This is a genomic window from Uniformispora flossi (assembly GCF_049534875.1).
Lineage (GTDB): Bacteria > Actinomycetota > Actinomycetes > Streptomycetales > Streptomycetaceae > Yinghuangia > Yinghuangia aomiensis.
Genome location: NZ_JBMULZ010000003.1, coordinates 397,342 through 421,618, shown reverse-complemented (window position 1 = coordinate 421,618; position 24,277 = coordinate 397,342). Strand labels below are relative to the sequence as shown.

26 protein-coding genes are annotated in these 24,277 nt (G+C 70.6%); 15 read left to right on the top strand and 11 right to left on the bottom strand.

Features of this window, described 5'->3' with window-relative positions:
• The first annotated feature begins 18 nt into the window (after positions 1-18).
• Positions 19-288, top strand: coding sequence for an exodeoxyribonuclease VII small subunit (locus ACPA54_RS09090; protein ID WP_345675896.1), 270 nt, complete (start codon positions 19-21; stop codon positions 286-288).
• Between the two features lie 11 nt (positions 289-299).
• On the opposite strand, the gene ACPA54_RS09085 is transcribed toward ACPA54_RS09090, so the two are convergent.
• The 3 genes from ACPA54_RS09085 to ACPA54_RS09075 all read right to left on the bottom strand — a co-directional run bounded on the left by ACPA54_RS09085 (position 300) and on the right by ACPA54_RS09075 (position 1,674).
• The gene (locus tag ACPA54_RS09085; protein ID WP_423528159.1) at positions 300-479 is read right to left on the bottom strand and encodes a hypothetical protein; all 180 of its coding nucleotides are present in this window, start codon (positions 477-479) and stop codon (positions 300-302) included.
• Positions 476-979 (bottom strand): GNAT family N-acetyltransferase, encoded by a 504-nt coding sequence (locus tag ACPA54_RS09080; RefSeq protein ID WP_345675894.1) that lies wholly within the window; start codon positions 977-979, stop codon positions 476-478. Before ACPA54_RS09080 ends, ACPA54_RS09085 begins: the two co-directional genes overlap by 4 nt.
• Positions 980-1,131: 152 nt before the next feature.
• Entirely contained in the window at positions 1,132-1,674 is a 543-nt protein-coding gene (locus tag ACPA54_RS09075; protein ID WP_423528158.1) for a DUF4245 domain-containing protein, read from the bottom strand.
• A gap of 219 nt (positions 1,675-1,893) precedes the next feature.
• On the opposite strand from ACPA54_RS09075, the gene ACPA54_RS09070 reads away from it, so the two are divergent.
• From ACPA54_RS09070 to glpX, 5 genes are all read left to right on the top strand, one after another.
• A complete protein-coding gene (locus ACPA54_RS09070; protein WP_423528157.1) occupies positions 1,894-2,295 on the top strand; it encodes a TOBE domain-containing protein in 402 nt (133 codons plus the stop codon).
• Positions 2,292-3,080: a molybdate ABC transporter substrate-binding protein gene (gene modA, locus ACPA54_RS09065; RefSeq protein WP_423528156.1), complete on the top strand. Its 789-nt coding sequence runs from the start codon at positions 2,292-2,294 to the stop codon at positions 3,078-3,080. Before ACPA54_RS09070 ends, modA begins: the two co-directional genes overlap by 4 nt.
• Positions 3,077-4,045 carry an ABC transporter permease gene (locus ACPA54_RS09060; protein ID WP_423528155.1) on the top strand — a complete coding sequence of 323 codons (969 nt, stop codon included), beginning with the start codon at positions 3,077-3,079 and terminating at the stop codon, positions 4,043-4,045. Before modA ends, ACPA54_RS09060 begins: the two co-directional genes overlap by 4 nt.
• Positions 4,042-5,079 carry an ABC transporter ATP-binding protein gene (locus ACPA54_RS09055; protein WP_423528154.1) on the top strand — a complete coding sequence of 346 codons (1,038 nt, stop codon included), beginning with the start codon at positions 4,042-4,044 and terminating at the stop codon, positions 5,077-5,079. Before ACPA54_RS09060 ends, ACPA54_RS09055 begins: the two co-directional genes overlap by 4 nt.
• A gap of 367 nt (positions 5,080-5,446) precedes the next feature.
• Positions 5,447-6,478 carry a class II fructose-bisphosphatase gene (gene glpX, locus ACPA54_RS09050; RefSeq protein ID WP_423528153.1) on the top strand — a complete coding sequence of 344 codons (1,032 nt, stop codon included), beginning with the start codon at positions 5,447-5,449 and terminating at the stop codon, positions 6,476-6,478.
• Between the two features lie 113 nt (positions 6,479-6,591).
• On the opposite strand, the gene ACPA54_RS09045 is transcribed toward glpX, so the two are convergent.
• Positions 6,592-6,789: a hypothetical protein gene (locus ACPA54_RS09045; protein WP_423528152.1), complete on the bottom strand. Its 198-nt coding sequence runs from the start codon at positions 6,787-6,789 to the stop codon at positions 6,592-6,594.
• 92 nt (positions 6,790-6,881) lie between these two features.
• Here ACPA54_RS09045 and ACPA54_RS09040 point away from each other — a divergent pair, with 92 nt between their 5' ends.
• A complete protein-coding gene (locus ACPA54_RS09040) occupies positions 6,882-8,939 on the top strand; it encodes an MFS transporter (protein WP_423528151.1) in 2,058 nt (685 codons plus the stop codon).
• A 102-nt stretch (positions 8,940-9,041) separates the two neighbouring features.
• Here ACPA54_RS09040 and ACPA54_RS09035 read toward each other — a convergent pair whose 3' ends face one another.
• From ACPA54_RS09035 to pdxR, 3 genes are all read right to left on the bottom strand, one after another.
• Complete coding sequence (locus ACPA54_RS09035) at positions 9,042-9,380, bottom strand: WhiB family transcriptional regulator (RefSeq protein WP_423528150.1); 339 nt, start codon at positions 9,378-9,380, stop codon at positions 9,042-9,044.
• A gap of 159 nt (positions 9,381-9,539) precedes the next feature.
• Entirely contained in the window at positions 9,540-10,301 is a 762-nt protein-coding gene (locus ACPA54_RS09030) for a DUF1707 SHOCT-like domain-containing protein (RefSeq protein ID WP_423528149.1), read from the bottom strand.
• A gap of 78 nt (positions 10,302-10,379) precedes the next feature.
• Positions 10,380-11,771 (bottom strand): MocR-like pyridoxine biosynthesis transcription factor PdxR, encoded by a 1,392-nt coding sequence (pdxR, locus tag ACPA54_RS09025; RefSeq protein WP_423528148.1) that lies wholly within the window; start codon positions 11,769-11,771, stop codon positions 10,380-10,382.
• Between the two features lie 70 nt (positions 11,772-11,841).
• On the opposite strand from pdxR, the gene ACPA54_RS09020 reads away from it, so the two are divergent.
• The 8 genes from ACPA54_RS09020 (at position 11,842) to ACPA54_RS08985 (ending at position 18,865) form a co-directional block, all read left to right on the top strand.
• A complete protein-coding gene (locus ACPA54_RS09020; RefSeq protein ID WP_423528147.1) occupies positions 11,842-12,753 on the top strand; it encodes a DMT family transporter in 912 nt (303 codons plus the stop codon).
• Positions 12,750-14,426, top strand: a complete 1,677-nt coding sequence (locus tag ACPA54_RS09015) for a sigma-70 family RNA polymerase sigma factor (protein WP_423528146.1) — start codon at positions 12,750-12,752, stop codon at positions 14,424-14,426. Before ACPA54_RS09020 ends, ACPA54_RS09015 begins: the two co-directional genes overlap by 4 nt.
• Before the next feature lie 180 nt (positions 14,427-14,606).
• Positions 14,607-16,277: a fumarate hydratase gene (locus tag ACPA54_RS09010; RefSeq protein WP_423528145.1), complete on the top strand. Its 1,671-nt coding sequence runs from the start codon at positions 14,607-14,609 to the stop codon at positions 16,275-16,277.
• A 189-nt stretch (positions 16,278-16,466) separates the two neighbouring features.
• Positions 16,467-16,661, top strand: a complete 195-nt coding sequence (locus ACPA54_RS09005) for a hypothetical protein (protein WP_423528144.1) — start codon at positions 16,467-16,469, stop codon at positions 16,659-16,661.
• Positions 16,654-17,169: a DUF6879 family protein gene (locus ACPA54_RS09000; protein WP_423528143.1), complete on the top strand. Its 516-nt coding sequence runs from the start codon at positions 16,654-16,656 to the stop codon at positions 17,167-17,169. Before ACPA54_RS09005 ends, ACPA54_RS09000 begins: the two co-directional genes overlap by 8 nt.
• Positions 17,166-17,984 carry a helix-turn-helix domain-containing protein gene (locus ACPA54_RS08995; RefSeq protein ID WP_423528142.1) on the top strand — a complete coding sequence of 273 codons (819 nt, stop codon included), beginning with the start codon at positions 17,166-17,168 and terminating at the stop codon, positions 17,982-17,984. The genes ACPA54_RS09000 and ACPA54_RS08995 overlap by 4 nt, the downstream gene beginning before the upstream one ends.
• A 116-nt stretch (positions 17,985-18,100) precedes the next feature.
• Entirely contained in the window at positions 18,101-18,511 is a 411-nt protein-coding gene (locus ACPA54_RS08990; protein ID WP_423528141.1) for an ATP-binding protein, read from the top strand.
• 3 nt (positions 18,512-18,514) lie between these two features.
• Positions 18,515-18,865 (top strand): hypothetical protein, encoded by a 351-nt coding sequence (locus ACPA54_RS08985; protein ID WP_423528140.1) that lies wholly within the window; start codon positions 18,515-18,517, stop codon positions 18,863-18,865.
• A gap of 288 nt (positions 18,866-19,153) precedes the next feature.
• Here ACPA54_RS08985 and ACPA54_RS08980 read toward each other — a convergent pair whose 3' ends face one another.
• The 4 genes from ACPA54_RS08980 to ACPA54_RS08965 form a co-directional block, all read right to left on the bottom strand.
• Positions 19,154-20,152: an AAA family ATPase gene (locus ACPA54_RS08980; protein ID WP_423528139.1), complete on the bottom strand. Its 999-nt coding sequence runs from the start codon at positions 20,150-20,152 to the stop codon at positions 19,154-19,156.
• On the bottom strand, positions 20,149-20,361 hold the full coding sequence (locus ACPA54_RS08975; RefSeq protein ID WP_423528138.1) for a helix-turn-helix domain-containing protein: 213 nt from the start codon (positions 20,359-20,361) through the stop codon (positions 20,149-20,151). The genes ACPA54_RS08980 and ACPA54_RS08975 overlap by 4 nt, the downstream gene beginning before the upstream one ends.
• Positions 20,362-20,438: 77 nt before the next feature.
• Entirely contained in the window at positions 20,439-22,031 is a 1,593-nt protein-coding gene (locus tag ACPA54_RS08970; RefSeq protein ID WP_423528137.1) for a recombinase family protein, read from the bottom strand.
• Between the two features lie 178 nt (positions 22,032-22,209).
• Positions 22,210-24,192 carry a ricin-type beta-trefoil lectin domain protein gene (locus ACPA54_RS08965; RefSeq protein WP_423528136.1) on the bottom strand — a complete coding sequence of 661 codons (1,983 nt, stop codon included), beginning with the start codon at positions 24,190-24,192 and terminating at the stop codon, positions 22,210-22,212.
• Positions 24,193-24,277: the final 85 nt, after the last annotated feature.

Here is a 24,277-nt window from a genome sequence, read left to right as displayed (position 1 = left end):
CCGCATAGGCTGGGGCGCATGGCCAAGAAGAGTGCGGACGCGGCGGGCGAGGCGGGTGCGGCATCCGGCGAGTCCGGGGAAGCCCTGGAGTCGCTGGGCTACGAGCAGGCCCGCGACGAGCTGATCGACGTCGTGCGGCGCTTGGAGACCGGCGGGATCACCCTGGAGGAGTCCCTCGCGCTGTGGGAGCGCGGCGAGAAGCTCGCCGCGGTGTGCCAGCAGTGGCTGGACGGCGCCCGCGCCCGCCTCGACGCCGTGGTGAAGCGGGAGACCGAAGACGAGGGCTGAGGGCGCCCGCCTCACCCGTCCGCGAGCGCGGCCGCCAGCGACAGCACCAGCAGCACCACCGCGGCCGCCCCGCCGAGCAGCACCCAGCGCAGCGGCGGCAGGACCTCCCAGCCTTCGCGCGGCCGGGTCCCGGTGGGGCGCCAGCACCGTTCCAGACGGGCGAACCGCGCGGCCGCGCGCGCCCGGCTCACAGCGCCACCCACGCCGGAACGTACGGCTGCCCGTCGGGGCCGAGCGCCGGCTGTGCCGGCCGGACCGGCTCGTAGCGCACCCGCACATGCGGCTCGCCGTCGACCACCTCGCGCCCGCCGAGCACGGTGAAGCCGCGCTGCTCGAACCACGGGGCGCTGCGCACGAACACGTCCGCGAGGATCGGGCGGCCTTCGGCGAGCATGACGGCGTGTTCGACGAGGGTGCCCGCGTGGCCGTTACGGCGTTCCGCGGTGGCGGTGCACAGGCGGCCGAGGCGCAGGATCCCGTCGGCTTCCGCGGTCAGCCGCAGCGTGGCGATCGGCATGCCGCCGCGTTCGGCCCACACGTGCAAGGTGCTCGGCTCGATGTCCAAGCCGTCGGGTTCGTGGCGGGCGCGCTGGCGCGCGACCACGAAGACCTGGCTGCGCAGCGCGAGCAGGCGGTAGAGCCGCTCGGCGCTCAGCTCGGCGAGTGTTCCGCAGAAGTACGAGACGTCCACCGCGGAAGGCTGACACCGTGATCAAGACTTGCGGGCGTCCGCCGGGTGAACAGTCGATGCCGGGTCGCGGAACACGTTCCGTCCGGTTAACGGGCGTTTTCGAACCGTGCGGGCGACCGCACGGAGCACGGGCGGAAGCGACGCGGAATCGGTCAGCCGTTGATCGGCTGTCCCGCCACGGACGGCTTCAGCGCGGCGGCGAACTGCGCGAGCGTGTCGTACGGGGCGGTGCCGGTGACGACCGTGGTCACGCCGTCCTTGGTGCGGACCAGCGAGCGGTACTTGTCGCCGTCGTAGGTCTGCCACTGCTCGCCCGCGACGTCGCGTTCGCCGACCGCCGTGCCGTTCTTGCTCTTGTCCTTCACGAACGGCGCGGGCGTGCCGTTGCTCTGCTCGACCGCGACGTAGTCGCCGTCCGGACTGATCAGGCCCACGTGCCAGGCCGTCGCAGCCGGGTCCATGCCCTGGTACTCCGCCGACGTCGCGCGCCAGCGGCCGGGCAGGCCGGTGGGCGCGAGCAGCGGGTACGGGGCGTCCTGGCTCGCCTGCTGGAACTTCACCGAGTAGTCGATGCGCTTGACCGGGTCCTGCGCGCTGTGCCGTCCGGCGATCAGCAGCGCGACGACGACAATGCCGACGACGCCCAAGGAGATGACCATGCTGCGTACCGTCTGGATACCACGCTTCTCTGCCACCGCACCATGGTCCCCCATCGCGCCCGATGCTCCGGCACCGGGTGCTCGGGCCTGACGGAGCCGCCACAGAGCCGCCACGGAGCCGCACGGGGCCGCCACAGAGCCGTCACGGGGCCGTCACCGGGCCACAGCCAGGCCATAGTCGAGCCATCGCATCTGCGAAGGCCTGGACGAGGGTCCATTGCATTTGCCAGCCATGAAGGGAGTAAGGTCCCGCATATGCCCACCTACCGCATGGGCCGCGTCGCGCAGCTTCTCGGGGTCAGCCCGGACACCGCCCGCCGCTGGGCCGACTCGGGGCGCCTGCCCACGGCCCGCGACGAGAACGGCCACCGGGTCGTCGAAGGCGCGGCACTCGCCGCCTTCGCGGTCGCCCTCGCCGAGGACGCGCCGAGCCCGGCCGCCGAGGTCCCGCGGGCGACGTCGGCCCGCAACGCGTTCCCCGGCATCGTCACCAAGGTCATCCTCGGCGACGTCGCCGCACAGGTGGAGATCCAGGCGGGACCGCACCGGGTGGTTTCCCTGCTGACCCGGGAGGCCGTCGAGGAACTGGGGCTCGCCCCCGGCGTCGAAGCGGTCGCCTCGGTCAAGTCGACCAACGTGACCGTGGAGTTGCCGTGAGATCCCTCCGCTTCGCCGCCGCCCCGATAGCCGCCGCCACCGCGGCAAGCCTGCTCCTCGCCGGTTGCGGCGACGACAAGGACGCCAAGAAGGACAAGACGAAGGACGCCGGCGCCGCGCCGTCCACGATCACCGTGCTCGCCGCGGCGTCCCTGACCGGCGCCTTCAACGAGATGAGCACGGTCTACACCAAGGGCCACAAGGACCAGACGGTGAAGTTCTCCTTCGCCGGGTCGCAGGAACTCGCCGCGCAGGTCAAGCAGGGCGCCCCCGCGGACGCCATCGCGACCGCCGACACCAAGACCATGGACGGGCTCACCGGGCAGGTCAACCAGCCCCGGGTGTTCGCCAAGAACAAGCTGGCGATCGTCGTCCCGCCGGGCAACCCCAAGAACATCGCCACCCTCGCCGACCTGGCCAAGAGCGACCTGACCGTGGTGCTCGCCGGCCCGACCGTCCCGGTCGGCCGCTACGCCCGCGACGCGATCGCCAAGGCCGGCGTCACGCTCAAGCCCAAGTCCGAGGAAGCCGACGTCAAGGCGGTCGTGACCCGGGTGCGCATGGGCGAAGCCGACGCCGGGATCGTCTACGCCACCGACATCGCCGCGGCCGGCAACGCCGTCGCGGCCGTCGACATCCCGGACGCCGCCAACGTCGTCGCGTCCTACCCGGTCGCGGTGATCAAGGACAGCAGGAAGCAGGACCCGGCGAACGCGTTCGCCCAGTGGCTGCTCACCCCCGAGGCCCAGGAAGTCCTCAAGAAGTACGGCTTCGCCGCGCCGTGACCGGCACGCCCGACGCGGTGACACCCGCGCCCGACCCGGCGGCGGCCGCCGCGGACCCCGGGTCCGCCACGCCGCCGGGCGAGCGCGCCCCGGCGCCCCCGTGGGAGGACGCACCGCGCACCCCGCGCACCCGCGTCCCGCTGCTGCTGTGGGTGCCCGCGCTCGCCGGGCTCGCGTTCGTCGTCCTGCCGTTGGCCGGGCTGCTGGTCCGCGCACCGTGGCGGTCGGTCCTCGACCGGCTCGGCGACCCGGCGGTGCGGACCGCGCTGCGGCTCTCGCTGGAGTGCTCGTTCGGCGCGCTCGGCATCAGCCTGCTGCTCGGCGTCCCGCTCGCATGGCTGTTCGCCCGCGTCGACTTCCCCGGCAAATCGGTGCTCCGCGCGCTGGTCCTGCTGCCGCTCGTGCTGCCGCCCGTGGTCGGCGGTGTCGCGCTGCTGCTCGCCTTCGGACGGCGCGGCCTGCTCGGGCCCTGGCTGGAGTCCATGGGCATCCGGCTGACGTTCTCCATGACCGGCGCCATGCTCGCGGGCGCGTTCGTCGCCCTGCCGTTCCTCGTGCTGTCCGTGGAAGGCGCCATCGCCGGCCTGGACCGCAAGTACGAAGAGACCGCCGCCACCCTCGGCGCCGGCCCGCTGCGCGTCTTCACCACCGTGACGCTCCCGCTGATCGCCCCCGGCCTCGCCGCCGGCGCCGCCCTCGCATGGGCGCGCGCCCTGGGCGAGTTCGGCGCCACCATCACCTTCGCGGGCAACCTCCCCGGCGAAACGCAGACGCTGCCGCTCGCCGTCTACCTGATGCTCCAGGACGACCCGGACACCGCGATCGCGGTCAGCCTGCTGCTCCTCGTCGTCTCGGTCGTCGTCCTGGTCGCGCTGCGCGGCCGGTGGCTCAGCCCCGCGGCCCGCAAGACGCCACCCCGCGCCGCGTCGGCTCGCAGCCTGACCGGCAAGGGGGGACCGCGGTGACCCCCGCGCTGCACGCCCGCACCGAAGGCCTCGTCACCGCCGAACTCACCGTCGCGGCGGGCGAAGTCGTCGCCGTCGTGGGCCCCAACGGGGCCGGCAAATCCACCCTGCTGCGCGCCCTCGCCGGACTCCCCGGCCCGGCGCGCGCCGCCGTCGCCATCGACGGCCGTCCGGTCGGACACCTGCCCCCGCACGCCCGCCGGGTCGGCTATGTCCCGCAGGACGGCGCGCTGTTCCCGCACCTCACCGCCGCCCGCAACGTCGCCTACGGCCTGCGCGGCCGCGGCGGCTCCCGTGCCGAAGCCCGCCGTACCGCACACGACTGGCTTGCCCGCCTCGGCCTTGCCGACCTGGCCGGCCGCCGCCCCGGGCAGCTGTCCGGCGGCCAGCAGCAGCGCGTCGCGCTCGCGCGGGCGCTCGCCCCCGAGCCCCGGCTGCTGCTCCTCGACGAACCGCTCGCACCACTGGACGTGGAGACCCGCGCCGCGGTCCGGCACACGCTGCGCAGCCACCTCGGCCCGTACGACGGTGCGTGCCTGATCGTCACCCACGACCCCGTCGACGCGCTCAGCCTGGCCGGGCGCATGCTCGTCGTGGAGGACGGCGCGATCGCGCAGGACGCCCCGGCCGCCGAGGTCACCCGGGCCCCGCGGTCCGCGTGGGTCGCGCGCATGCTCGGGCTGAACGCGTACGAGGGGGTCGCCGACGGCACCGGCATCCGCGTCCGGGACGGCGGCCACACCCTGAGCACCGCAGAACCCGTGCCCGCGGGCCCGGTGCTGGCGACCGTGCACCCCGACCACGTCACGCTGCACCGGGAGCGTCCGGAAGGCAGCGCCCGCAACACCTGGCCCGGGACGGTCGCCGAGGTGACCGGCACCGGCACTCGGCTGCGGGTCACGGTGCGGGGCACGGACGGGCCCGACGTGGTCGCCGAGGTGACCGCGGCGGCCGCGGCCGAACTGGGCGTCGGTGAAGGCCTGCCGGTGTGGGTCGGGGTCAAGGCGACGGGCGTGGGCGTGACGGCGCTGTGAGCCGCGTGGCGGCCCGGGGGGCGCCTCCGGGAGGCTCCCGGGAAGGCGCGAACCGGCCATGCCTGGTCTGCGCGCAGCGTCATGATCATCGCGCCGAAACGATTCGCCCGCCGGGCTACCTGCACCGATGCCGGGCGGGGCCGATAACATCGGGGCAATCCCGTTGGAATCCGTCCGGGCCCGGGGCCGCGTAGTCGTTTTCGTCGCAGTGTCGTGGCAGTCGGCCGAAAAGCCGCATGCCGCGCGCCGCACGGAATCTCGGTCGGTGCAACCCTCACGCGCACCGAGCAGGACCACGGGGTCACCGGGGATCAGGGCACCCCTCAGCGGTCCCGGCCGAGGTTCCCCGACAGGAAGGCCCGCCAGAATGACGGACCAGTCCGTACCGCCGCAGCTCACGGTCCCCTCCGAGGCTCCCGACCGGAACCTCGCCCTCGAACTCGTCCGCGTCACCGAGGCCGCCGCCATGGCGGCCGGCCGGTGGGTGGGACGCGGCGACAAGAACGGCGCCGACGGCGCGGCCGTGAAGGCCATGCGCACCCTCATCGGCACGGTGTCCATGAACGGCGTCGTGGTGATCGGCGAAGGCGAGAAGGACAACGCGCCGATGCTGTTCAACGGGGAACGGGTCGGCGACGGCTCCGGCCCCGAGTGCGACGTCGCCGTCGACCCGGTCGACGGCACCACGCTCACCGCCAAGGGCATGAACAACGCCGTGGCGGTCATGGCGGTCGCGGAACGCGGGTCGATGTACGACCCGTCCGCGGTGTTCTACATGGAGAAGCTCGTCACCGGCCCCGAGGCCGCGGACGTCGTGGACCTGACCGCTCCGGTCGGCGAGAACATCCGCCGGGTCGCCAAGGCGAAGAACTCGGCGCCGGAGGACGTCACCGTCTGCATCCTCGACCGGCCGCGCCACGAGTCGATCGTCAAGGAGATCCGCGAGGCCGGCGCCCGGATCAAGTTCATCACCGACGGCGACGTCGCGGGCGCCATCATGGCGGCCAAGGACGGCACCGGCGTCGACCTGCTCCTCGGCATCGGCGGCACCCCGGAAGGCATCATCGCCGCGGCCGCGATCAAGTGCATGGGCGGCGTGATCCAGGGCCGCCTGTGGCCGAAGGACGAGGCCGAGCGCCAGAAGGCCCTCGACGCGGGCCACGACCTCAACCGCGTGCTGCTGACCGACGACCTGGTGTCCGGCGAGAACGTCTTCTTCGTCGCCACCGGCATCACCGACGGCGAACTCCTCCGCGGCGTCCGCTACCGGGCGAGCACGGCCCTGACGTCGTCGCTGGTCATGCGCTCCAAGAGCGGCACGATCCGCAACATCGACAGCCAGCACCGCCTGGCGAAGCTCCGCGCCTACAGCGCCATCGACTTCGACCGCGCCCGCTGATCCTCCCGGGCCGGGTTCCGCCCGCGCCCGGTTTCGACGCCCGGGGCCGCTTCACGCGGCCCCGGGCGTCGGCATGTACCCGGGCCGCGCCGTCGGCAGGACGGCAGCCGGGCTCACTTGACCGCGCCGACCGCCAGGACGGCCGGCGTCGGAGCACCGGATTCGACGAAGCGGTCGAGGGTCAGGCCCGCGTCCACGAACGCGCCGAGCAGTGCGGCAAGGGGCAGGTGGGTGGCGCCGACCTTGTCGCGGATCCCCTGGCTCGTCCACGACCGCGTGGTCCACGAGCCGTCCAAAAACCCGCTGTCCACCCACCCGAACCAACCATACAGTTTTCATCAGTTTTATCCCGCCATCGGGGTATGTGCTGAAAGTCGTCAGCGCCCACCCCCAGGAGGAGCCCGTGCCCGAGTCCCGCGGAGGCGGCGGAACCACGTCCTCGCTCCAGGCCGACACCGCGGCGGGTCCGCCCACGCAACGTCCCCAGAAGCTCTGGCTGATCTTCACCGGCCTCATGCTCGGCATGCTGGTCGCCGCGCTCGACCAGACCATCGTGTCCACCGCGCTCCCGACGATCGTCGGCGACCTCGGCGGGCTCAACCACCTTTCGTGGGTGGTCACCGCCTACCTTCTCGCCTCCACCGTCAGCACTCCGCTATGGGGCAAGCTCGGCGACCTGATCGGCCGGAAAACGCTCTTCCAGGCATCGATCGTCATCTTCCTCATCGGCTCGGTGCTGTGCGGTATCGCGCAGAACATGGGCGAGCTGATCGCCTTCCGCGGCATCCAGGGCCTCGGCGGCGGCGGTCTCATGGTGCTGTCCCAGGCGATCATCGGCGACGTCGTCCCGCCCCGGGAACGCGGCCGCTACACCGGCCTGTTCGGCGCCGTCTTCGGCGTCACCAGCGTCGCCGGGCCGCTGCTCGGCGGCTTCTTCGTCGACAACCTGTCGTGGCGCTGGGTCTTCTACATCAACCTGCCGATCGGTGCCCTCGCACTGATCGTCATCGCCTTCGCCCTGCACACCGACGTCACCCGCGGCAAACCGCGCATCGACTACACCGGCATCGTCCTGCTGGCGACGGCCACCACCTGCCTCGTCCTGCTCAGCACCTTCGGCGGAACGACCTACCCGTGGCTGTCCGGCGAGATCATCGGGCTCGGGGTCGCCGCCGTCATCCTGCTCGCGCTGTTCGTCGCGGTCGAACGCAGGGCCGCGGAACCGGTCCTGCCGCTCCACCTGTTCGCCCAGCCGATCTTCCGCATCACGGCCGCGATCGGCTTCGTCGTCGGCTTCGCGATGATGGGCGCGCTCAGCTTCCTGCCGCTGTTCATGCAGGTCGTCAACGGCGCGTCGCCGACCGAGTCCGGGCTGCGGCTGCTGCCGATGATGGCCGGCCTGCTCATCGCGTCCATCGGCAGCGGCCAGCTCATCACCCGCTGGGGCCGCTACAAGATCTTCCCGATCGTCGGCACCGCCGTGATGGCGGTCGGCATGTTCCTGCTGTCCCGCATGGACGAGTTCACGACCACGACCGCGTCGTCGCTCTCCATGTTCGTGTTCGGTTTCGGCCTCGGCCTCGTCATGCAGGTCATCGTGCTCGCGGTGCAGAACTCGGTCGACTACCGCGACCTGGGCGCGGCCACCTCCGGTGCGACGTTCTTCCGGTCGATCGGCGGGTCCTTCGGCGCGGCGATCTTCGGGACGATCTTCAACGCCCAGCTCAACGGCCACATCGAGGACGCCCGCACGTCGGGCCTGCAACTGCCGCCCGGCGTCGACCCGAATTCGGTGGCGTCCAGTCCGGACGCACTCGCCAAACTGCCCCCGGCCGCCCACCAGACGTTCATCCACGCCTACGCGCAATCCCTGCAGACCGTGTTCCTGATCGCCTCGATCATCATCGTCGCGGCTTTCGTGCTCAGCCTGTTCCTCAAGGAGATCCCGCTGCGCCAGGCGACCTCCGCGGACAGCCTCGACGCCTACCGCAACGCGTCGCGCAGCTCGGTGGAAGAGGTCGAACGCGCCCTGACCCAGATCGCCCACCGGGAGAACGGCTGGGCCCGCTACGAACGCATGATCGCCCGCGCGGGCGTCGACATCTCGGTGCCGTGCGCGTTCGGCCTCGTCCAACTCGACCACTTCGGGCCGATCCAGGACACCGCCCTGGCCAAAAAGCTCCACGAACCGATCGACTCGGTCCGCAAATACGCCGCACAGCTCCAGGACGCCGGCCATGCCACTACCGACGCGGAAGGCCGCCTGGGCCTCACCGCGTCCGGCCACGACATCGTCGAACGCCTCGTCGACGCCCGCCGCGAACTCCTCGCCCAGGTCACCGCGGACCTGTCCCCCGAAGAGCATGCCGAGCTCATGGCACTGCTCCGCAAGATGGCCCGGCTGACCACGGACACCACGCGCGACCACTTGGTCGGCGAAGCACCCCGGCACGGGGCCTGAGACCGACGCCGCGGAATCGGCCCGGCGGAGACCGCACGGACGACCGCGGCGGATCGGGGAGAACGAGCCACGGATCCCCGCGGAATCACACGCGGGGCAGCGTTACTTCGCGCGCAGTCCGCCGCGTCGTCGGCGGCGGCGGGCGACGGCGCGCCGTTCCTCGGGGGTCAGGCCGCCCCGGACCCCCGTGGTCTCCGGGTCGGCCTCGGCCAGGGCGGCGGCGCGGCATTCCACCAGCACCGCGCAGCGTGCACAGATGCGCTTGGCTTCCTCCTCGCGGGCGATCCGGGCGACCGCGGGCTCCCCGGGCAGGCCCAGGAACAGGGCGAGGTCCTCGACGCGGCACGCGCCCGCCGCCGGGGGAATCCAGGTGGACGCGCGGGCGGCGGGCGGTTCGGCGATGTCGCTTGCGGAGGAAGGCAGATCGCTCCGGTCGGGCACGTGAACACTCCTCGCTCTCGGCGGGTAGGACCGTCCCACCAAGCGAGTACCCGCCCAAATCCCGGTACAAGCCCCGCAATGCGACAACTGACGGGAAAGCAACACCCGCGAAACACCCCCGCCATACCGGAAGTTGGCCGATGCTCGCGGCGCTTTGGATCAGTCGTCGCCGCGTTCCCGGTCCAAGCTCTTGCGGCCCTTCACACGCTTCGGCCGCACGTCCACCCCACCGAAGACCGCCGCGCCGCGGACCACCACAACCGGCGCGTCGGGGCTCTCCGCCTCGTGCTGGTGGACGTCGAACCCGCCGAAGATCCCGGCGCCGTGCCCGCGCACCGTCACCCCTTCGGGGACCCGCACTTCCACGCCCCCGAACACCGTGACCGCGTCGATGTACATGACCGGATGTTCGAACGTCGCCTGCGACAGATCGATCTCCACGCCGCCGAACACCGACACCGCGCGGATCTTCCGGCCCACCCGCCCGGGGCCCTTCCGCGACGCGCTGCCGAACACCGCGACCAGGGTCGGCGATTCCGCGGGCCGGCCGGACGGCTCGGCGGTGCGCCACCGCGGCTCGGCATCCGGCCGCGGGCGCGGACTCGGGGTCGCGGGTTTGGCCAGATTCAGCCGCCCGGGGACGGGCAGATCGCGGGTCAACGGCTCCAGTTCGCCGACGGTCTTGATGCCGTACAGGATGTCGATCCGCTCGGCGTGCTCCTCGACCGTGAGACGGCCTTCCTCGAACGCGGTGCGCAGCACGTCGGCGACCCGGTCGCGGTCCGCGTCGGACGCGCGCATCGCCGAGGGCGGCAGCGGCCTGTCGGCCGGGACCGCGGGCAGGACCGGGGGCGGGGCCGCCGGGGCGGGCGCCGGGACAGCCGGCGTGGCGGGCGCGTCGGTTTCGGAAGTCGGGTCCACACGACGACGATAGCCGCCGGGCAAGGCACGCCACAGACATGACGCACGCCACACCGCCGCTCCATGCCCGCCTCGCGGTCACACGACCTCGCGGCACGCCTCCGCAATCCGCCGGACGGCCTCGTGCAGCCGGTCCTCGGCGAGCATCGCGTAGCCCAGGACGAGCGCCTGCGGTCCGGCGGCGGCGTCCTCGCGCATCGGGCCGACCGGCTCCACCCGGACGCCGCGTTCGGCGGCGGCGGCGACCACGGCGTCCTCGCTGCAGCCGACCGGGAGTTCGACGTACAGGTGCAGGCCGGCGCGGATGCCGTTGACCTCGACCTCGGGCAGGAACTCGGCGAACGCGTCCGCCACCGCGTCCCGCCGACCCCGGTAGCGCAGCCGCATCGCGCGCAAGTGCCGGTCGTAGGCGCCGCTCTCCAGCAGCCGCACGAACGCGAACTGGTTGATCACCGCGGAGCCCAGGTCGGCGTACTGCTTCAGTTCGCGGATCTGTTCCAGCCACGGCTCCGGCACCACGGCCCAGCCGAGCCGCATGCCCGGCGCGAGCGCCTTGCTGGTCGAGCCCAGGTGCACGACGTGGTCGGGGTCGAGGCCCTGGAGGCAGCCGACCGGGTCGCGGTCGTAGCGGAACTCGGCGTCGTAGTCGTCCTCGATGATCAGGCCGTCGACGTCCCGCGCCCACGCGGTCAGCCGGGCCCGGCGCTCCGGCGACAGCACCACGCCGGTCGGGTACTGGTGCGCGGGCGTCACCAGGACCGCACGGGCGCCACTGCGGGCCAGCACGTCGACGTCTATGCCGTCGCCGTCGACCGGGATCCCCACGATCGGCAGCCCGTTGCTGCGCAGCAGCCCGCGCTGGGTCGCACTCGACGGGTCCTCGACGGCCAGCAGCCGGTGCTCGCGGACGACCAGCGCCTGCACGACCAGCGCGATCCCCTGGGCGACCCCGCCGACCACCACGATGCGGTCCGGCGACGCGTTCGCGGCCCGCACCCGGCCCAGGTAGCCCGCGAGCGCGATACGCAGCTCGGGCACGCCGCCGGGGTCGCCGTACGACAGGCGGCTGTGCGGCACGGTCGCCAGCGCGTGCCGGGTCGCCGCCAGCCACGCGGAACGCGGGAACGCCGACATGTCGGACGATCCCGGCTTGAGGTCGAACGGCAGCTCCGACACGTCGCTCACGTCGCGCGGCAGCTCGGGGCCGCGCGAGGTGTGCTGCTCCGGCAGCTGCGCGACGCGCGTACCGGAGCCGTGCCGGCTGGTCAGGTAGCCCTCGGCGACAAGCTGCTCGTACGCCTCGACGACCATGCCGCGCGACACCCCCAGGTCGGCGGCCAGTGCCCGGCTCGACGGCAGCCGGTCGCCCGGCGCCAGCCGGCCGCTGCGCACCGCTTCCCGCAGACCCGCGGTGATCTGCGCACCGACGTTGCCCAGCGCACGGTCGATCCCCACCAGCAAGTCGCTCACGAGTGGTCCCCTCCTGACGGCCAAATGTGGTCCTGTGTTCCGATCCACTGCCTCCATAACGTAACCCGACATGAGGCGATCGGTAGAGGCGCGGTCCACCGGCGCGACGTCCGCTGCGGTTTCCCAGGTCCTGGTGGGCACCTGCACGGGGGTGTCCGCGGCGCTCACCGCGTATCCGGTGGGCACCGGGCAGGCCCTGCGCTACGGCTTGGCCGGGGTGGCGATGTACGCGCTCCTGAAGCTGCGCACCCGGGGCGGCGACCGGCCGCGGATCCGCGTGCGGCCGCGCGAGTGGGCCCTGCTGTTCCTGCTCGCGCTGACCGGCCAGACGCTGTTCAACCAGCTCCTCCTCGGCGCGCTCGACCACGCCGACCCGGCGACGGTCGGCAGCATCCTCGGGTGCGCCCCGGTGGTCCTCGCCACCGTCGGCGCGCTGCTGGCCGGACGGCGGCCCGGGCGGCGCATCGTGGCCGCGTCGCTGCTGGTCGTCGCAGGTGCGGTGGCCGTCGAGGGATTCGGCAGCGCCACCCCGACCGGGCTGGCCATGGCGCTCGGCGTGCTGGTGTGCGAACTGGCCTTCTCGCTGCTGGCGGTGCCGCTGCTGCCAAGGCTCGGGCCGCTGCGGGTAGCGGCCTACTCGACGCTGCTCGCCGGGCCGCAGTCGCTTGCCATCGGGTGGCTGTCCGACGGCGAGGCCATGGTCCAGATGCCCACCGTCGCCGAAGCAGCCGCCTTGGTGTTCCTCGGACTGATCGCCACCGTCGTGGCGTTCCTGCTCTGGTACAGCGCACTCGGCCGGCTCGGCCCCGAGCGCGCAGGGCTGTTCTCCGGCCTGGTGCCGATCGCGGCGGCGTTGTCCGCCCTCGTCCTCGGCACCGGCACGGTCCACCCCGAGCAGGTGGCCGGAAGTGCGCTGGTCGGCCTGGGCGTCGCCCTCGGCATGTTCGCTCCGCGACGATCATGGCAAGCTGTCCGGACATGAACGGGGACAGGCACGGCGAACCTCCCATCGTGTGCGGCGCCATACCGCAGCACCACGACGGCGCCGCCCCCGATACGCCGGACGCCGAACTCGCCCAGCGGGTACGCGACGGCGGCCCCGACGCGGAAACCGCGTTCGCCGCCCTGCACCAGCGCCACCACGCCGCGGGCCTGCGGCACGCCCGACGCCTGGAAGCCGACCGGGACGCCGCCGAAGACCTGGTGTCCGACGCGTTCGTCGAGGTACTCGCCCAACTGCGGCGCGGCGGCGGACCCCGGGAGTCGTTCCGCGCCTACCTGTGCACGACGATGCGCAATGCCTTCATCGACCGCGTCAAGGCCCGCAAAGGCGTCTTACTCACCGGCGACGACGCCGAACTCGACAGCCTCGGCGGCCCGTCGGCGGAATCCGCCGAGGTGAAGCCGGACCTCATGCTCGTCCAGCAGGCCTTCGGGTCGCTGCCCGACCGCTGGCAGGCGGTGCTGTGGCACACCGAGGTGGAAGGCGAGAAGCCGCGCGCCATCGCCCGGTTGCTGGGCATCACGCCGAACGCGGTCTCCCAACTCGCGGTCCGCGCCCGCGAAGGCCTCAGCGCCGCCTTCCTCGAAGCGCACGTGGGGCGCCTGCCCGACCGCTGCCGCGACTACGGCACCCGGTTCGGCGGCTACGTCCGCGGCACCCTGCGCCTCCGCGACAAGCGCGCGGTCGACGACCACTTGGCCGGATGCGACACGTGTACCCGCGTGTGCGCCGAGCTGACCGCGGCCAACGCCCACCTGCGCGCCCTGCTCCTCCCGGCAGTCCTCGGCACCGCCGCGGCCGCGGCGCCCCTGATCGAAGCGGCCACGGGCGGAGCGGCGGTGGCGCCGGGCCCGGCAGGCACCGGCTCGGGCGCTCCGGGCCTCCCGGGCCCGCACCCGGACGCCGCGTGGAAGCTCACGTTCGCCGCGGGCGCCGTCGCCATGGCGGGCGTGGCCTTCGCGGCGATTCTCGCCGGATCCGGCGACGACTCCGGCCGGCACCCCGACGACCGTGCGCCGCGCATCGCCCGACCCGCCCCGCCCGAGCCCCCGGGCCCGGCCGCGGGATCCGCGCGGCAGTCCCCCGCACCCGCGGATTCCGACGCGCCGTCCGTGCCCGGCGGCTCCCCGAGCGCCCTCCTCACGGCACCGCCGTCGACCACGCCCAAACCTGCGGAGGGGGAGGCGGACGCCGCCGCACCCCCGGCCACCGCGGCGTCCGGCCCGCCCCGTTCCCCCGGCCCGGAATCACCCCACCCCACGGCACCGCCCACCACCCGGCCCGCACCCACGCGCCCACCCGCCACGACGCCTCCCCCAACGCCGACGCGGACCACCGTCCCGCCCACCACGCGGCCCCCGACCCAGCACCCCGCCCCGCTGGCCGCCGACGACGCGGCCACCGTCCGCGCGGGCGGCACGGTCGCCCTCGACGTGCTGGCCAACGACCGCGGCGACCGGCTCCGCATGACCGGCGCCCCGCTGGCGTTCGGCCGGTACGGCCTGATCACGTGCGACAAGCGCTCCGGCGCGTGCACGTACCGGACCTACGACGGCTTCCGGACCGGCACCGACGTCTTCTCCTACACCGTCAAAGACGCCGAAGGCCGCACCGACAGCGCGAGCGTGCGCATCACGGTGACCGCCCGCTGAGCCGCAGACTCCACCCAGGAAAGCCTCATAAGCGGTATAAGCGGCATAACATCCCGCGCGTTCCCGCCCGCCACACCCCCGTGCCGCCGCTCCCCCGCAGTGAGCCCGACCTCACACCCGGTACCGCCCCGCGGCCGTTCTACGCTGGAGGACGCCCCATACCGCCGAGTGAGGATGGCCATGCCCCCCGCCGACAGTTTCTCCGGCTCGTACACCGACCTGCTTCCGCTGGGCGCCGACACCACGCCGTACCGTCTGGTCACCAGCGAGGGTGTCTCCACCTTCGAGGCCGGCGGCCGCCGTTTCCTGCAGGTCGAGCCCGAGGCGATGACGCTGCTCGCGCGCGAGGCGATGCGCGACATCGCGCACCTGCTGCGCCCGGGGCACCTCGCGCAGGTCGCGAAGATCCTCGACGACCCGGAGGCCTCCCCCAACGACCGCTTCGTCGCGCTCGACCTGCTCAAGAACGCGAACATCGCGGCCGGCGGTGTGCTGCCGATGTGCCAGGACACCGGCACGGCGATCGTCATGGGCAAGCGCGGCCAGCACGTCCTCACCGACGGCCGCGACGAGGAGCACCTGTCGCGCGGCATCCGCAACGCGTACACCGAGCTGAACCTGCGCTACTCGCAGATGGCCCCGCTGACCATGTGGGACGAGAAGAACACCGGCAACAACCTGCCGGCCCAGGTCGAGCTGTACGCCGCGGCGGGCGAGGCCTACAAGTTCCTGTTCATGGCCAAGGGCGGGGGCAGCGCCAACAAGTCGTACCTGTACCAGGAGACCAAGGCCATCCTGAACCCGGCCGCGATGCTGAAGTTCCTGGACGGCAAGATCCGTTCGCTCGGCACCGCCGCCTGCCCGCCGTACCACCTGGCCGTGGTCATCGGCGGCACCAGCGCCGAGTTCGCGCTGAAGACCGCGAAGTACGCGTCCGCGCGCTACCTCGACACCCTCCCGACCGAGGGCTCGCCGCTCGGCAACGGCTTCCGCGACCTCGACCTGGAAGCGGAGATCCTCAAGCTCACCCAGGACATGGGCATCGGCGCGCAGTTCGGCGGCAAGTACTTCTGCCACGACGTGCGGGTCATCCGCCTGCCCCGGCACGGCGCGTCGCTGCCGGTCGCGATCGCGGTGTCGTGCAGCGCGGACCGCCAGGCGCTCGCCAAGATCACCGCCGAGGGCGTGTTCCTGGAGCAGCTGGAGACCGACCCGGCCAAGTACCTGCCGGACACCACGCACGAAGACCTGGACGGCGAGGTCGTGCACGTCGACCTCAACCGGCCGATGAGCGAGATCCGCGCCGAGCTGTCCAAGTACCCGGTCAAGACCCGGCTTTCGCTGTCCGGCCCGGTCGTCGTGGCGCGCGACATCGCGCACGCGAAGATCAAGGAGCGACTGGACGCGGGCGAGGAGATGCCGCAGTACCTGCGCGACCACGCGGTGTACTACGCGGGCCCGGCGAAGACCCCGGAGGGCTACGCGTCCGGCTCGTTCGGCCCGACCACCGCGGGCCGGATGGACTCCTACGTCGAGCAGTTCCAGGCGGCCGGCGGCTCGTTCGTCATGCTCGCCAAGGGCAACCGCTCGCAGCAGGTCACCGACGCGTGCGCCAAGCACGGCGGCTTCTACCTCGGCTCGATCGGCGGCCCCGCCGCGCGCCTCGCGCAGGACTGCATCAAGTCCGTCGAGGTCATCGAGTACCCGGAACTCGGCATGGAAGCCGTCTGGAAGATCGAGGTCGAGGACTTCCCAGCGTTCATCGTCGTGGACGACAAGGGCAACGACTTCTTTAACCAACTGGAACCAACTCAGGCCCTCATCCGGGACATTCCGGTCCGCAAGTCCTGATCCGCAACCGGCACCGGCCGGACCGGTCGCGACCTGACGACGCGACAGCAGGCGCCCCCTCCTCTCCGGACGGGGCGCCTTGTCGTTGGCGCACCCGGTTTCCCGTTCCGGAAACCATGGCGTCTTGCCTGACGTCCGGCCACGTGGCGAGGATGACACCGGAAAGCTGCCGGCCGGGGGAAGGGCATCATGCAGAAGCCAGTCAAAGTAGCCGGTAATTGCGATGTGAAGGACTGCCCTGCGGTCTACGTGACCGAGCAGGGTACGTACCTCGTGCAGGGTTACGTGTCCGCAGACCACGGACTTGATGTCCCGCCCGGAGAAGCCATCGTGGAGGTTCCCCGCGATCTGCTCGACAAGCTGGCGCGCGAGAACCATGGCTGACGCTTTCAACGAACTCTTCGACACGTTCGAGCGAGAAGCCTTCCGCCTGGAGACGCTCGACACCTACTCGGTTCCGTCGAGCAATCCGAGCCTGCATGCGTTTCTCGACGGACATCCCAAGCCGGACGACTACAACCGCGCGTGGTGTTCGGAAGTCCAGGCCATCACTCAGGCCGGTAAGCGGATCTACCGCGTCCACGTCCTGAGCCGGCCGCTCACGCCGTACCTGCGGTTTGAACTGGGCTGGGGCTACCGGACAAACGCAACCGCGGGAGAAGAGTTCCACATCCTCGACACCACAGATCAGCCGAACCCCGTATCAGCGGCGTCGGACTTCTGGCTCTTCGACGAAGCCACCGCGGTCACGATGAACTACGACGCGGACGGCGCCATTGTCAGCCGGGAGATCCTGCCCGGGGACAGTGCTGCGGACTACGTTGCGCTCCGAGACACAGCGCTGAGGCACGCCGTGCCTTTCGCCGATTGGTGGGCGAAGTACGGCGAGTGAACAAGACGGAACTTGGCGCGGCACTGCGGGCCCTGCGGTTGGCATCCGGCAAGGAAGCCAAGGCGGTGGCCCGTGCCGCCGCCATGTCCGCCCCGAAGCTCAGCAAGATCGAGACTGGCCGGGTCAGTCCCAGCGTCCTGGACGTCGAGCAGATCCTGACGGCCGTGGGCGTCTCCGACGAGGTCAAAGCCGAGTACGCCAACATCGCGCGCGCGGCGGCGACCGAGACCACGGCGTGGCGCATCATCCGCAGGGCGGGACTCCACAAGGCCCAAGAGAAGACGAAGGCGCTGGAAGCGCAGATGTCGTTGCTGCGTCTGTTTCAGCCCGCGCTCATCCCGGGCTTGCTCCAGACTCCCGAGTACATCCGTGCAGTGCTGGGGCGTCATGCGCTGGGTGATGAGGTCCTTCGACGCACGATGGCCACGCGGCTGGAGCGTCAGGAGGTTCTGTACGACTCCAGCAAAGACCTGCGCTTCATCATCACGGAGCCGGTCCTTCACTGGCGGATAGTCTCACCAGCCAAGCTCGCTGCGCAGATCGACCGCATCATCTCGGTTTCGCGCCTGCCCCACGTCGATATTCGACTTACACCCCTGGATGCGCCACAGACAGACATCCCGAACCATGCTTTCGTCATCCGAGACGACCGGATCGTCAGTGTGGAGACCGTCCATGCGGAAGTCGTGGTGACAGATCCGCGGGACGTGGCCTTGTATGTCGCCAAGTTCGAAGGCTTCGCTGCCACTGCACTGGCCGGCGATGCCATGCGCGAAGCACTGACACGCATCCGCGATTCCCACCGGACGCACTGAACCCGCACGGATTCCAGCACGGATATTTTCCAGGTCGGGAAACACCCTCCCCCGATTTCCCGCCTCTCGTTACTTTCCCTGAAGTGGTCTCAGCCAGGCCATCGGGAGGGGAAACGGTGACAGCGTCTGCGACGCCGGTGTGGGAGACGTGGCAGTCGGCCACTCGACAGGCCGTTCCCTTCCTGCGTCACGCTCTGGTGAGCGTGCTCCGGGATCACGGCCACCATGCATTGACCGACACGGCCGGACTGCTGGCATCGGAGCTGGTCACCAATGCCATTCAGCACGCCCTGGCGCCGCTCGGCGCCGTGGGAATCTCGCTCACCATCCACCCGGATCGCATCCGCGTAGGCGTGACCGACGACGACCCCCGCGTACCGCTCCTGCGGTACGCGTCGGGCAACGAAACCCATGGCCGTGGCATCGCCATCGTGGATGCCTTCGCCGACAAGTGGGGCGTGGACTACCGCGACGGCCGCAAGGCCGTCTGGTTCGAACTGCCGTACGTGGCCCCTGAGGAGACATGAGCCATGAGCACACGCCAGCAGACCGCTCCGGTGCGTGTGGCACCGGCGGACGTCAACGGGTACTCGACGCTGCTCAAGTTCGCCCGCGACGGCGATCCATCGCAGGGATTCACCTTGGAGTACCTGACCATCGCGCAGCATCGCGCGTTGGCCGAAGCACTGGCCGCGATGCTCGGCGTCGCACTGACGTGCCGGAAGCAGGAACCAGACACGGTCATCCTCTGCGGCAAGTGCGGCACGCCACGCCCCCGCCGCGAACTCATCGACATCTGTTACCCCTCCGACAGGCCGGGATCGTTCGAAGACATGCGGTACGTCTGCATCGATGTGGAGGCATGCCAAGCCGCACGTTGAGACCCCAGGCCCTACATCGCGCGAGGGCGGGCCCTCCCGCGGGTTCCCCCGGAGGGGCAGCGGGTACTACCCCCGGTGCCGATCACGGGTTACGTAACGACCAGATCCATCGCGATCATTTGATACGTAAAGCACAACGGAAGGCCGATTATGTTGTGTGGCTTCCGTGGAGACGGCCCGCTCCGGGGCCGTCTCCGTCGGCTCACTTCAACCGCGATGGCTGGATGTTCACGACCTGGACCAATCCGATTGGACGGGGATTTCTCAAGGGGGTCCCGTCCAGTCCACCTATCCCGCGGTCGCGCCGAGCTGCCAGCCTGGGAGCCAGCCATCGGGCCCTGCCGCCAGGAACCCGCGCTTCTCCAGGCGCTCGACCCGCTTCCGCCACGCGTCGGCGGTACGGCACGCCATCGACTCCCCGGAGTTGGCCGCCAGCCACTGGCCGAGAGGCATGCCGGTCAACCGACGGGCCTCTGTCGACGCAAGCACAAACCGCGCCTCCGCGTTCTCCGCTGCCACACGCTCAGCTGTCCGGTTCCTCGGCACCCGTGAGTCTTCGTGTTTGCCGCTGACGGTGAAGTATCCGGCACCGCCCACAACGTCGAGTGCAAGCGAGAGCGTCTGCTGCTGCGCGTTGTTGCCCTCCACGTACAGAAGACGCCTCGTACCGTCGCCGGGCCGCTCCAGACGCAGCAACGACCGTGCCCATGCCCTGATCTGCTGCGACCCCATAGGTGTTCGGCTCACGCCTCCGTCCACACCCACCTTGGCCTGATGGTGGATCAGCACCACGGCGATACCTTGATCCGTGATGTTTCTCAGGCCATGGGTCACGCTCGCCACGTGCGCCTGGTTGTTGACCTCACCCCCGGGCGGCATGGCCCCAAGCAAGTTGTCCACGATCAGGACGCCGATCCCCTCGCCCGCAATCTGGCAGGCAAGGCGTGACCAGTAGTCGGGATCGCCGTTCGGGCGCAGATCGGCGATCAGCAGATCCCCTGAACCGCCGAGGGCGGCATAGCGGGTAGCCGTCTCACTCGCACCACCGGGATCAGTACAAGCAACCAGGACCCGCCGGGCAGAGCCGTGGATCCGATGCCCGAGCCACTCGCGTTCTCCGGTCGCGAGCGCATGCGCCAGCGAAATGGACAGCCAGCCCTTTCCGGCTTTTGGCTGGCCGTACAAGACCGTTGCCGTCGCACTCACCAGTCCTTCCACAAGGAAGGGGGGAACGGCGGCCGATTCGGCCAGCACTTCTTGCACGGATTTGATGGCGAGGACGCTCATGCGGCATCAGCCAGACGGCGCGCCGCAACCCAACGATCAATCTCGCCGGGGTCGAAAGTCATCGCATCGCCGTGACCGTGGTGAGGCAGACCCATCCGGCTCGCGTTCTTCAGCACCCATGCTGCGCTCACACCGAAGTGATCGGCCAGGTCTTGGACATGCCACACGACACGCATGGAACCCCCAGCGATATTGAGTTGTTGATCCACGTGAACCCTAGCGAAGGCTCCGCGGAGCACAAGGCCCAGAACGGCCGGGACCGTCGGCCCCGGCCGTTCCCGGTGAGTCAGTGGCGTACCTGTCCATCACCACGACGGCGACGGCCCGGGAGTTCCTCTGTCATCTCCCAGACGTCCCAATCGAGCTGCGACGGGAGACGCAGGCCGGCGCGCTCGGCAAGCTGCCGCATGTTGGGCACGGTAACGATCACCTGACCGGCCGTCTCGGCATCCGCGGCAGGCCGGACAATCACCGAGATCTCGTGGCGCTGGAGGAACACCCGCTTCTGCTCGTCGTCCATCCCCGACCACACATCACGGTAGGAGCGACCCGTGTCCACGTACCGAGGCCCGCTCTCCGACTCCGCCACGGCAGCGGACAGCTTGGCTACCTTGGCACTCAGCGGCGCGTGCATACGCCAGTAGGAGTCAGCCTGTCCCTCGCCGTCGTACCGGCCCGCAAGGTAGTCGGCCTCCAAGCGATTCAAGCGTTCCTTGGCAGTGGCCAGCTCCGCTTTGATCTCACTGGTCCGGCTCGCTACACGCTCCACCACCGGGAATTCGCCGATCGCGTCCACCAGGATGCGGTTCACCGCCGAGTCCAGGTCGTCACAGCGCACCCGTGCCGGATTGGGGCACGTCCCCTTCTGCGTACCGGTATTGCAGACGTAGTAGCGGTACTCACGCGCCGAACCCTGACGGGACTTGCGGGCAGCAGACATGCGGCTGCCGCAACTGCCGCACCCGGGCACGCCGCCCAGCATCGATCGCGACGGGATCGAGCGGAGGACGCGCTTGTTCGCCTCCAATCCTGCGACCAGTTCCGCCCACTCCGCGTACGGCATGATCGGTTCATCGGTGATGGCGACCGGGTTGCCTTCATCGTCTTCGACGAGGTTCCCCTTGTACGTGTAGTACCCGGCGATGGTGGCATTCCTGACGCAGGCAAGCACCGTGCTGGACGTCCACTGCAAGCCGCGGGGCTCCTCGCCCCTCAAGACGCGGAGTCGATCGCGCCAGGTCAGAACGCCACGTTCGTTGAAGTCCCGAGCGATCTTGTACGTGGACCAGTCATCCTTGAGACGGCCGATCATCTCTTCCGCGACCTTGGCGTACTCGGGTTCCGGAGTCAGCCGCTTGCCGCCGGTCTCCAACTTCTGGAAGACGTAGCCGAAAGGCTCGACTCCGCCCACCCACACACCCATGTTCCGGCGCGTCTGAGCGCCGGAGAGAGCCCGGGTTCGGATCGTCTCCAACTCGCCTTCGGCGAAGGCCGCGATGATCTGGGCGAACATCCTCCCCATCGGCGTGGACATGTCGATGCCCTCGGTGATGGAGACGATCGTCTTGCCGTTCTCCTGGCACCAGTCGTACAGCTCGCAGAAATGCGCGGAGCGCCGCGTCAGCCGGTCCAGTTTCAGCCAGGCCATGACGTCGAACTCGTCGGCCCGTTCGGTGAGCCATGGGCCGAGTCCAGGCCGCTTGAAGGGGTGCAGGCCACCCGAGACGTCAAGGTCTTCCGCCCACCCCACGATGGTCGCGTTCACCGTCGGCCCGTACGCCCAGTGCTCGATGCCCTGGCGCTGGCGCTCCGGCGACGTCGTGTCGTCCGTCGTCACGCTGAGGCGCACTCCCCCGAGTACGCGCGGTTGCTCGATCATGCTCCGGACGCTAGCAGTCGTTCCAGTGAGACAAACCAAAGAAACGACTTCTTCGCCGACGTGACCAGCCCGACGCTGCAGATCGGCAAGCGCCCGTAAGGGCGCAGCACCGAGGCCCGGCTCCCTTCCCGGAGCCGGGCCTCGGTGTGTCACCACTCACCTACCGGAACAGCCCCGGTCAGTAAGCGTCATACGGGATCGGGCTGAACGTCAGCGGGGCGCTCGCCCCCGCGTTCCACACCTGGGCCGTCGAGCCGTTGGCCGCGGTCTGCGTCACCGCGCCCGTGCCGCTCGTGGGCGCCGTGATGCGCAGCCCCGACACCCGGCTCACCAGCGCCCCGTTCGACGCGTCGAACCGCAGGTTGTCGCGCACCGCGCCGGTGCCGTCCTTGCACGCCCAGATCCCCAGCGCGGCACCTGCCGCCACGCTGCCCCGGTTGTCGAGGCAGTACGTCGGGTCCTTGAGGCTGTGCACCTGGCCGGTCGCCGGGTTGCGGTACCACTTCTGGTTGGTGTTGCCGGTGCAGTCCCACGCGATGACGTTGGTGCCGTTCGCCATCGTCCCGGCGTTGATGTCCAGGCATTTGCCGGTGTTGCCGGCCTTCAGCTCGGTGAACACCGCGGCCTGGTGCGGTTCGGAGACGAACCGCTGGGCCGCCGAGCCGTCGCAGGCCGCCAGCACGAGCTTGGCGCCGAGCGTCGGATCCGCGCCGGACGGCGCCAGGCACAGCGTCTGCGCGTTGGCCGGGCGGATGGTGCCGCCGGTCAGCACGAAGCGCTGGTTGTCACCGCCGTTGCAGTTCCACAGCACCACGGGGGTGCCGGTGGTGCGGGCGCCGCCTTGCGGGTCGAGGCAGCGGTCGTGGCTCAGTTCGATGTGCAGGGACTGGTACGACGGGTCGTACCAGAAGCCCTGGTTGCGGCCGCCGCTGCACGCCCACAGTTCCATCGCGGTGTAGTTGCGCGACGAGTAGCCGTACGAGTCGGCGCACAACCCGGTGCCCTCGTTCCGCAACTGCCGGAAGTCCTTGACCCCTTCGGTGAGCACCGGGGTGCCGGTGCTGGCCGGGTCGACGCAGCCCGCGGTCTGGTAGTTCGAGTTGTAGAGCTGCGTCAGGCAGGACGCGAACGCGAGGTGGCCGCGCTCGTTGGGGTGGAAGGACTGGCGCGTGGTGTTCTCGTTGAACAGGTCGAGGTTCGCGAAGTACAGGCCGCGTGCCCAGGTGTTGTCGGTACAGACTTCGTGGCCGTGGAACAGCCGGCTGTTGTCGAGGTAGACGGCGCCGGTGTTCGCCGCGGCCTTGCGTTCCGCTTCGGCGAACATCGGGACGGCCTCGTTGCGGCCCCACGCCATGTCGCGCAGGTAGCCGAGGCAGCCGCCGTCGTACCAGCCCGGGAAGTTCGGGTTGTCCTCGACGTCCGGGCTCATCGGCGAGGGGTAGCCCATGACGACCAGCTTGTAGTCGCCGTTGGCGTAGCCGGCGTCGGTCATGACGGTGCGCAGGTCGCGGATCGACTGCTCGACCTTGGGCTGGAGCGCGGCGATGCGGCCCGGCCACTGCGGCTGGTAGGTGCCGTAGCACTCGCCTTGGAAGAACACCCGTTTGGTGACGCAGTCGGTGACGGTCGGGCCGAACTGCAGGTCGTCGTTGGCGCCGATGACGAGCAGGACCATCTTCAGGCGCGTGTTGCGCGCCTTGATGGCGAGGTTGTCGGACTGCACCAGCTCGTCGGGGTATTGCTTGCTCCCGCCGATGCGGATGTTGACCGACGACGCGCCCGAGCAGGCGACGTTGTAGGTGACGTCGGCGGGGATGCCGGTGCGGTGGATCGCCGAGAGCGGCGAGCGGTGGCACCAGTTGTCCGGGCCGTCGGTGGGGGCTTCGTAGGTGCCGACGCCTTCACCGGAGATCTCGCTGTCGCCGAGCGAGATGAGCGACGTCTTGCGGTCGGCCATCGGCTTGACGGCCGGGTCGCCGTACAGCTGCTGCGCCTCCGCGGCGCGGACCGTTTCCAGGTCGGCCCGCAGCGGAGTCGCCGTGGTGCCCGCCGCGGCGGACGGCGAAGTGGCCAGCGTGCCAAGGCCGCCGACCGCGAGCAGGGCGGCCGTGAGCGCCCCGATCAGTCTTCGCTTGGGGTGGGACGGCAGGGATGGGGACATGATCCTCGCCTTCGTCGCAGGGGTGTACCCGGGAGTAACAGGAACACGTGCGGACGCAAACTACCTGCCGGTAGCGGAGATGTGA

Bases quoted from the DNA above. Each gene is read 5' to 3' on its own strand.
- ACPA54_RS09015 (WP_423528146.1), top strand. From the start codon at position 12,750: ATGAACGGGGACAGGCACGGCGAACCTCCCATCGTGTGCGGCGCCATA.
- ACPA54_RS09020 (WP_423528147.1), top strand. From the start codon at position 11,842: ATGAGGCGATCGGTAGAGGCGCGGTCCACCGGCGCGACGTCCGCTGCG.
- ACPA54_RS09070 (WP_423528157.1), top strand. From the start codon at position 1,894: ATGCCCACCTACCGCATGGGCCGCGTCGCGCAGCTTCTCGGGGTCAGC.
- ACPA54_RS09005 (WP_423528144.1), top strand. From the start codon at position 16,467: ATGCAGAAGCCAGTCAAAGTAGCCGGTAATTGCGATGTGAAGGACTGC.
- ACPA54_RS08965 (WP_423528136.1), bottom strand. From the start codon at position 24,192: ATGTCCCCATCCCTGCCGTCCCACCCCAAGCGAAGACTGATCGGGGCG.
- ACPA54_RS08985 (WP_423528140.1), top strand. From the start codon at position 18,515: ATGAGCACACGCCAGCAGACCGCTCCGGTGCGTGTGGCACCGGCGGAC.
- ACPA54_RS09000 (WP_423528143.1), top strand. From the start codon at position 16,654: ATGGCTGACGCTTTCAACGAACTCTTCGACACGTTCGAGCGAGAAGCC.
- ACPA54_RS09090 (WP_345675896.1), top strand. From the start codon at position 19: ATGGCCAAGAAGAGTGCGGACGCGGCGGGCGAGGCGGGTGCGGCATCC.
- ACPA54_RS08970 (WP_423528137.1), bottom strand. From the start codon at position 22,031: ATGATCGAGCAACCGCGCGTACTCGGGGGAGTGCGCCTCAGCGTGACG.
- glpX (WP_423528153.1), top strand. From the start codon at position 5,447: ATGACGGACCAGTCCGTACCGCCGCAGCTCACGGTCCCCTCCGAGGCT.
- ACPA54_RS08980 (WP_423528139.1), bottom strand. From the start codon at position 20,152: ATGAGCGTCCTCGCCATCAAATCCGTGCAAGAAGTGCTGGCCGAATCG.
- ACPA54_RS09010 (WP_423528145.1), top strand. From the start codon at position 14,607: ATGCCCCCCGCCGACAGTTTCTCCGGCTCGTACACCGACCTGCTTCCG.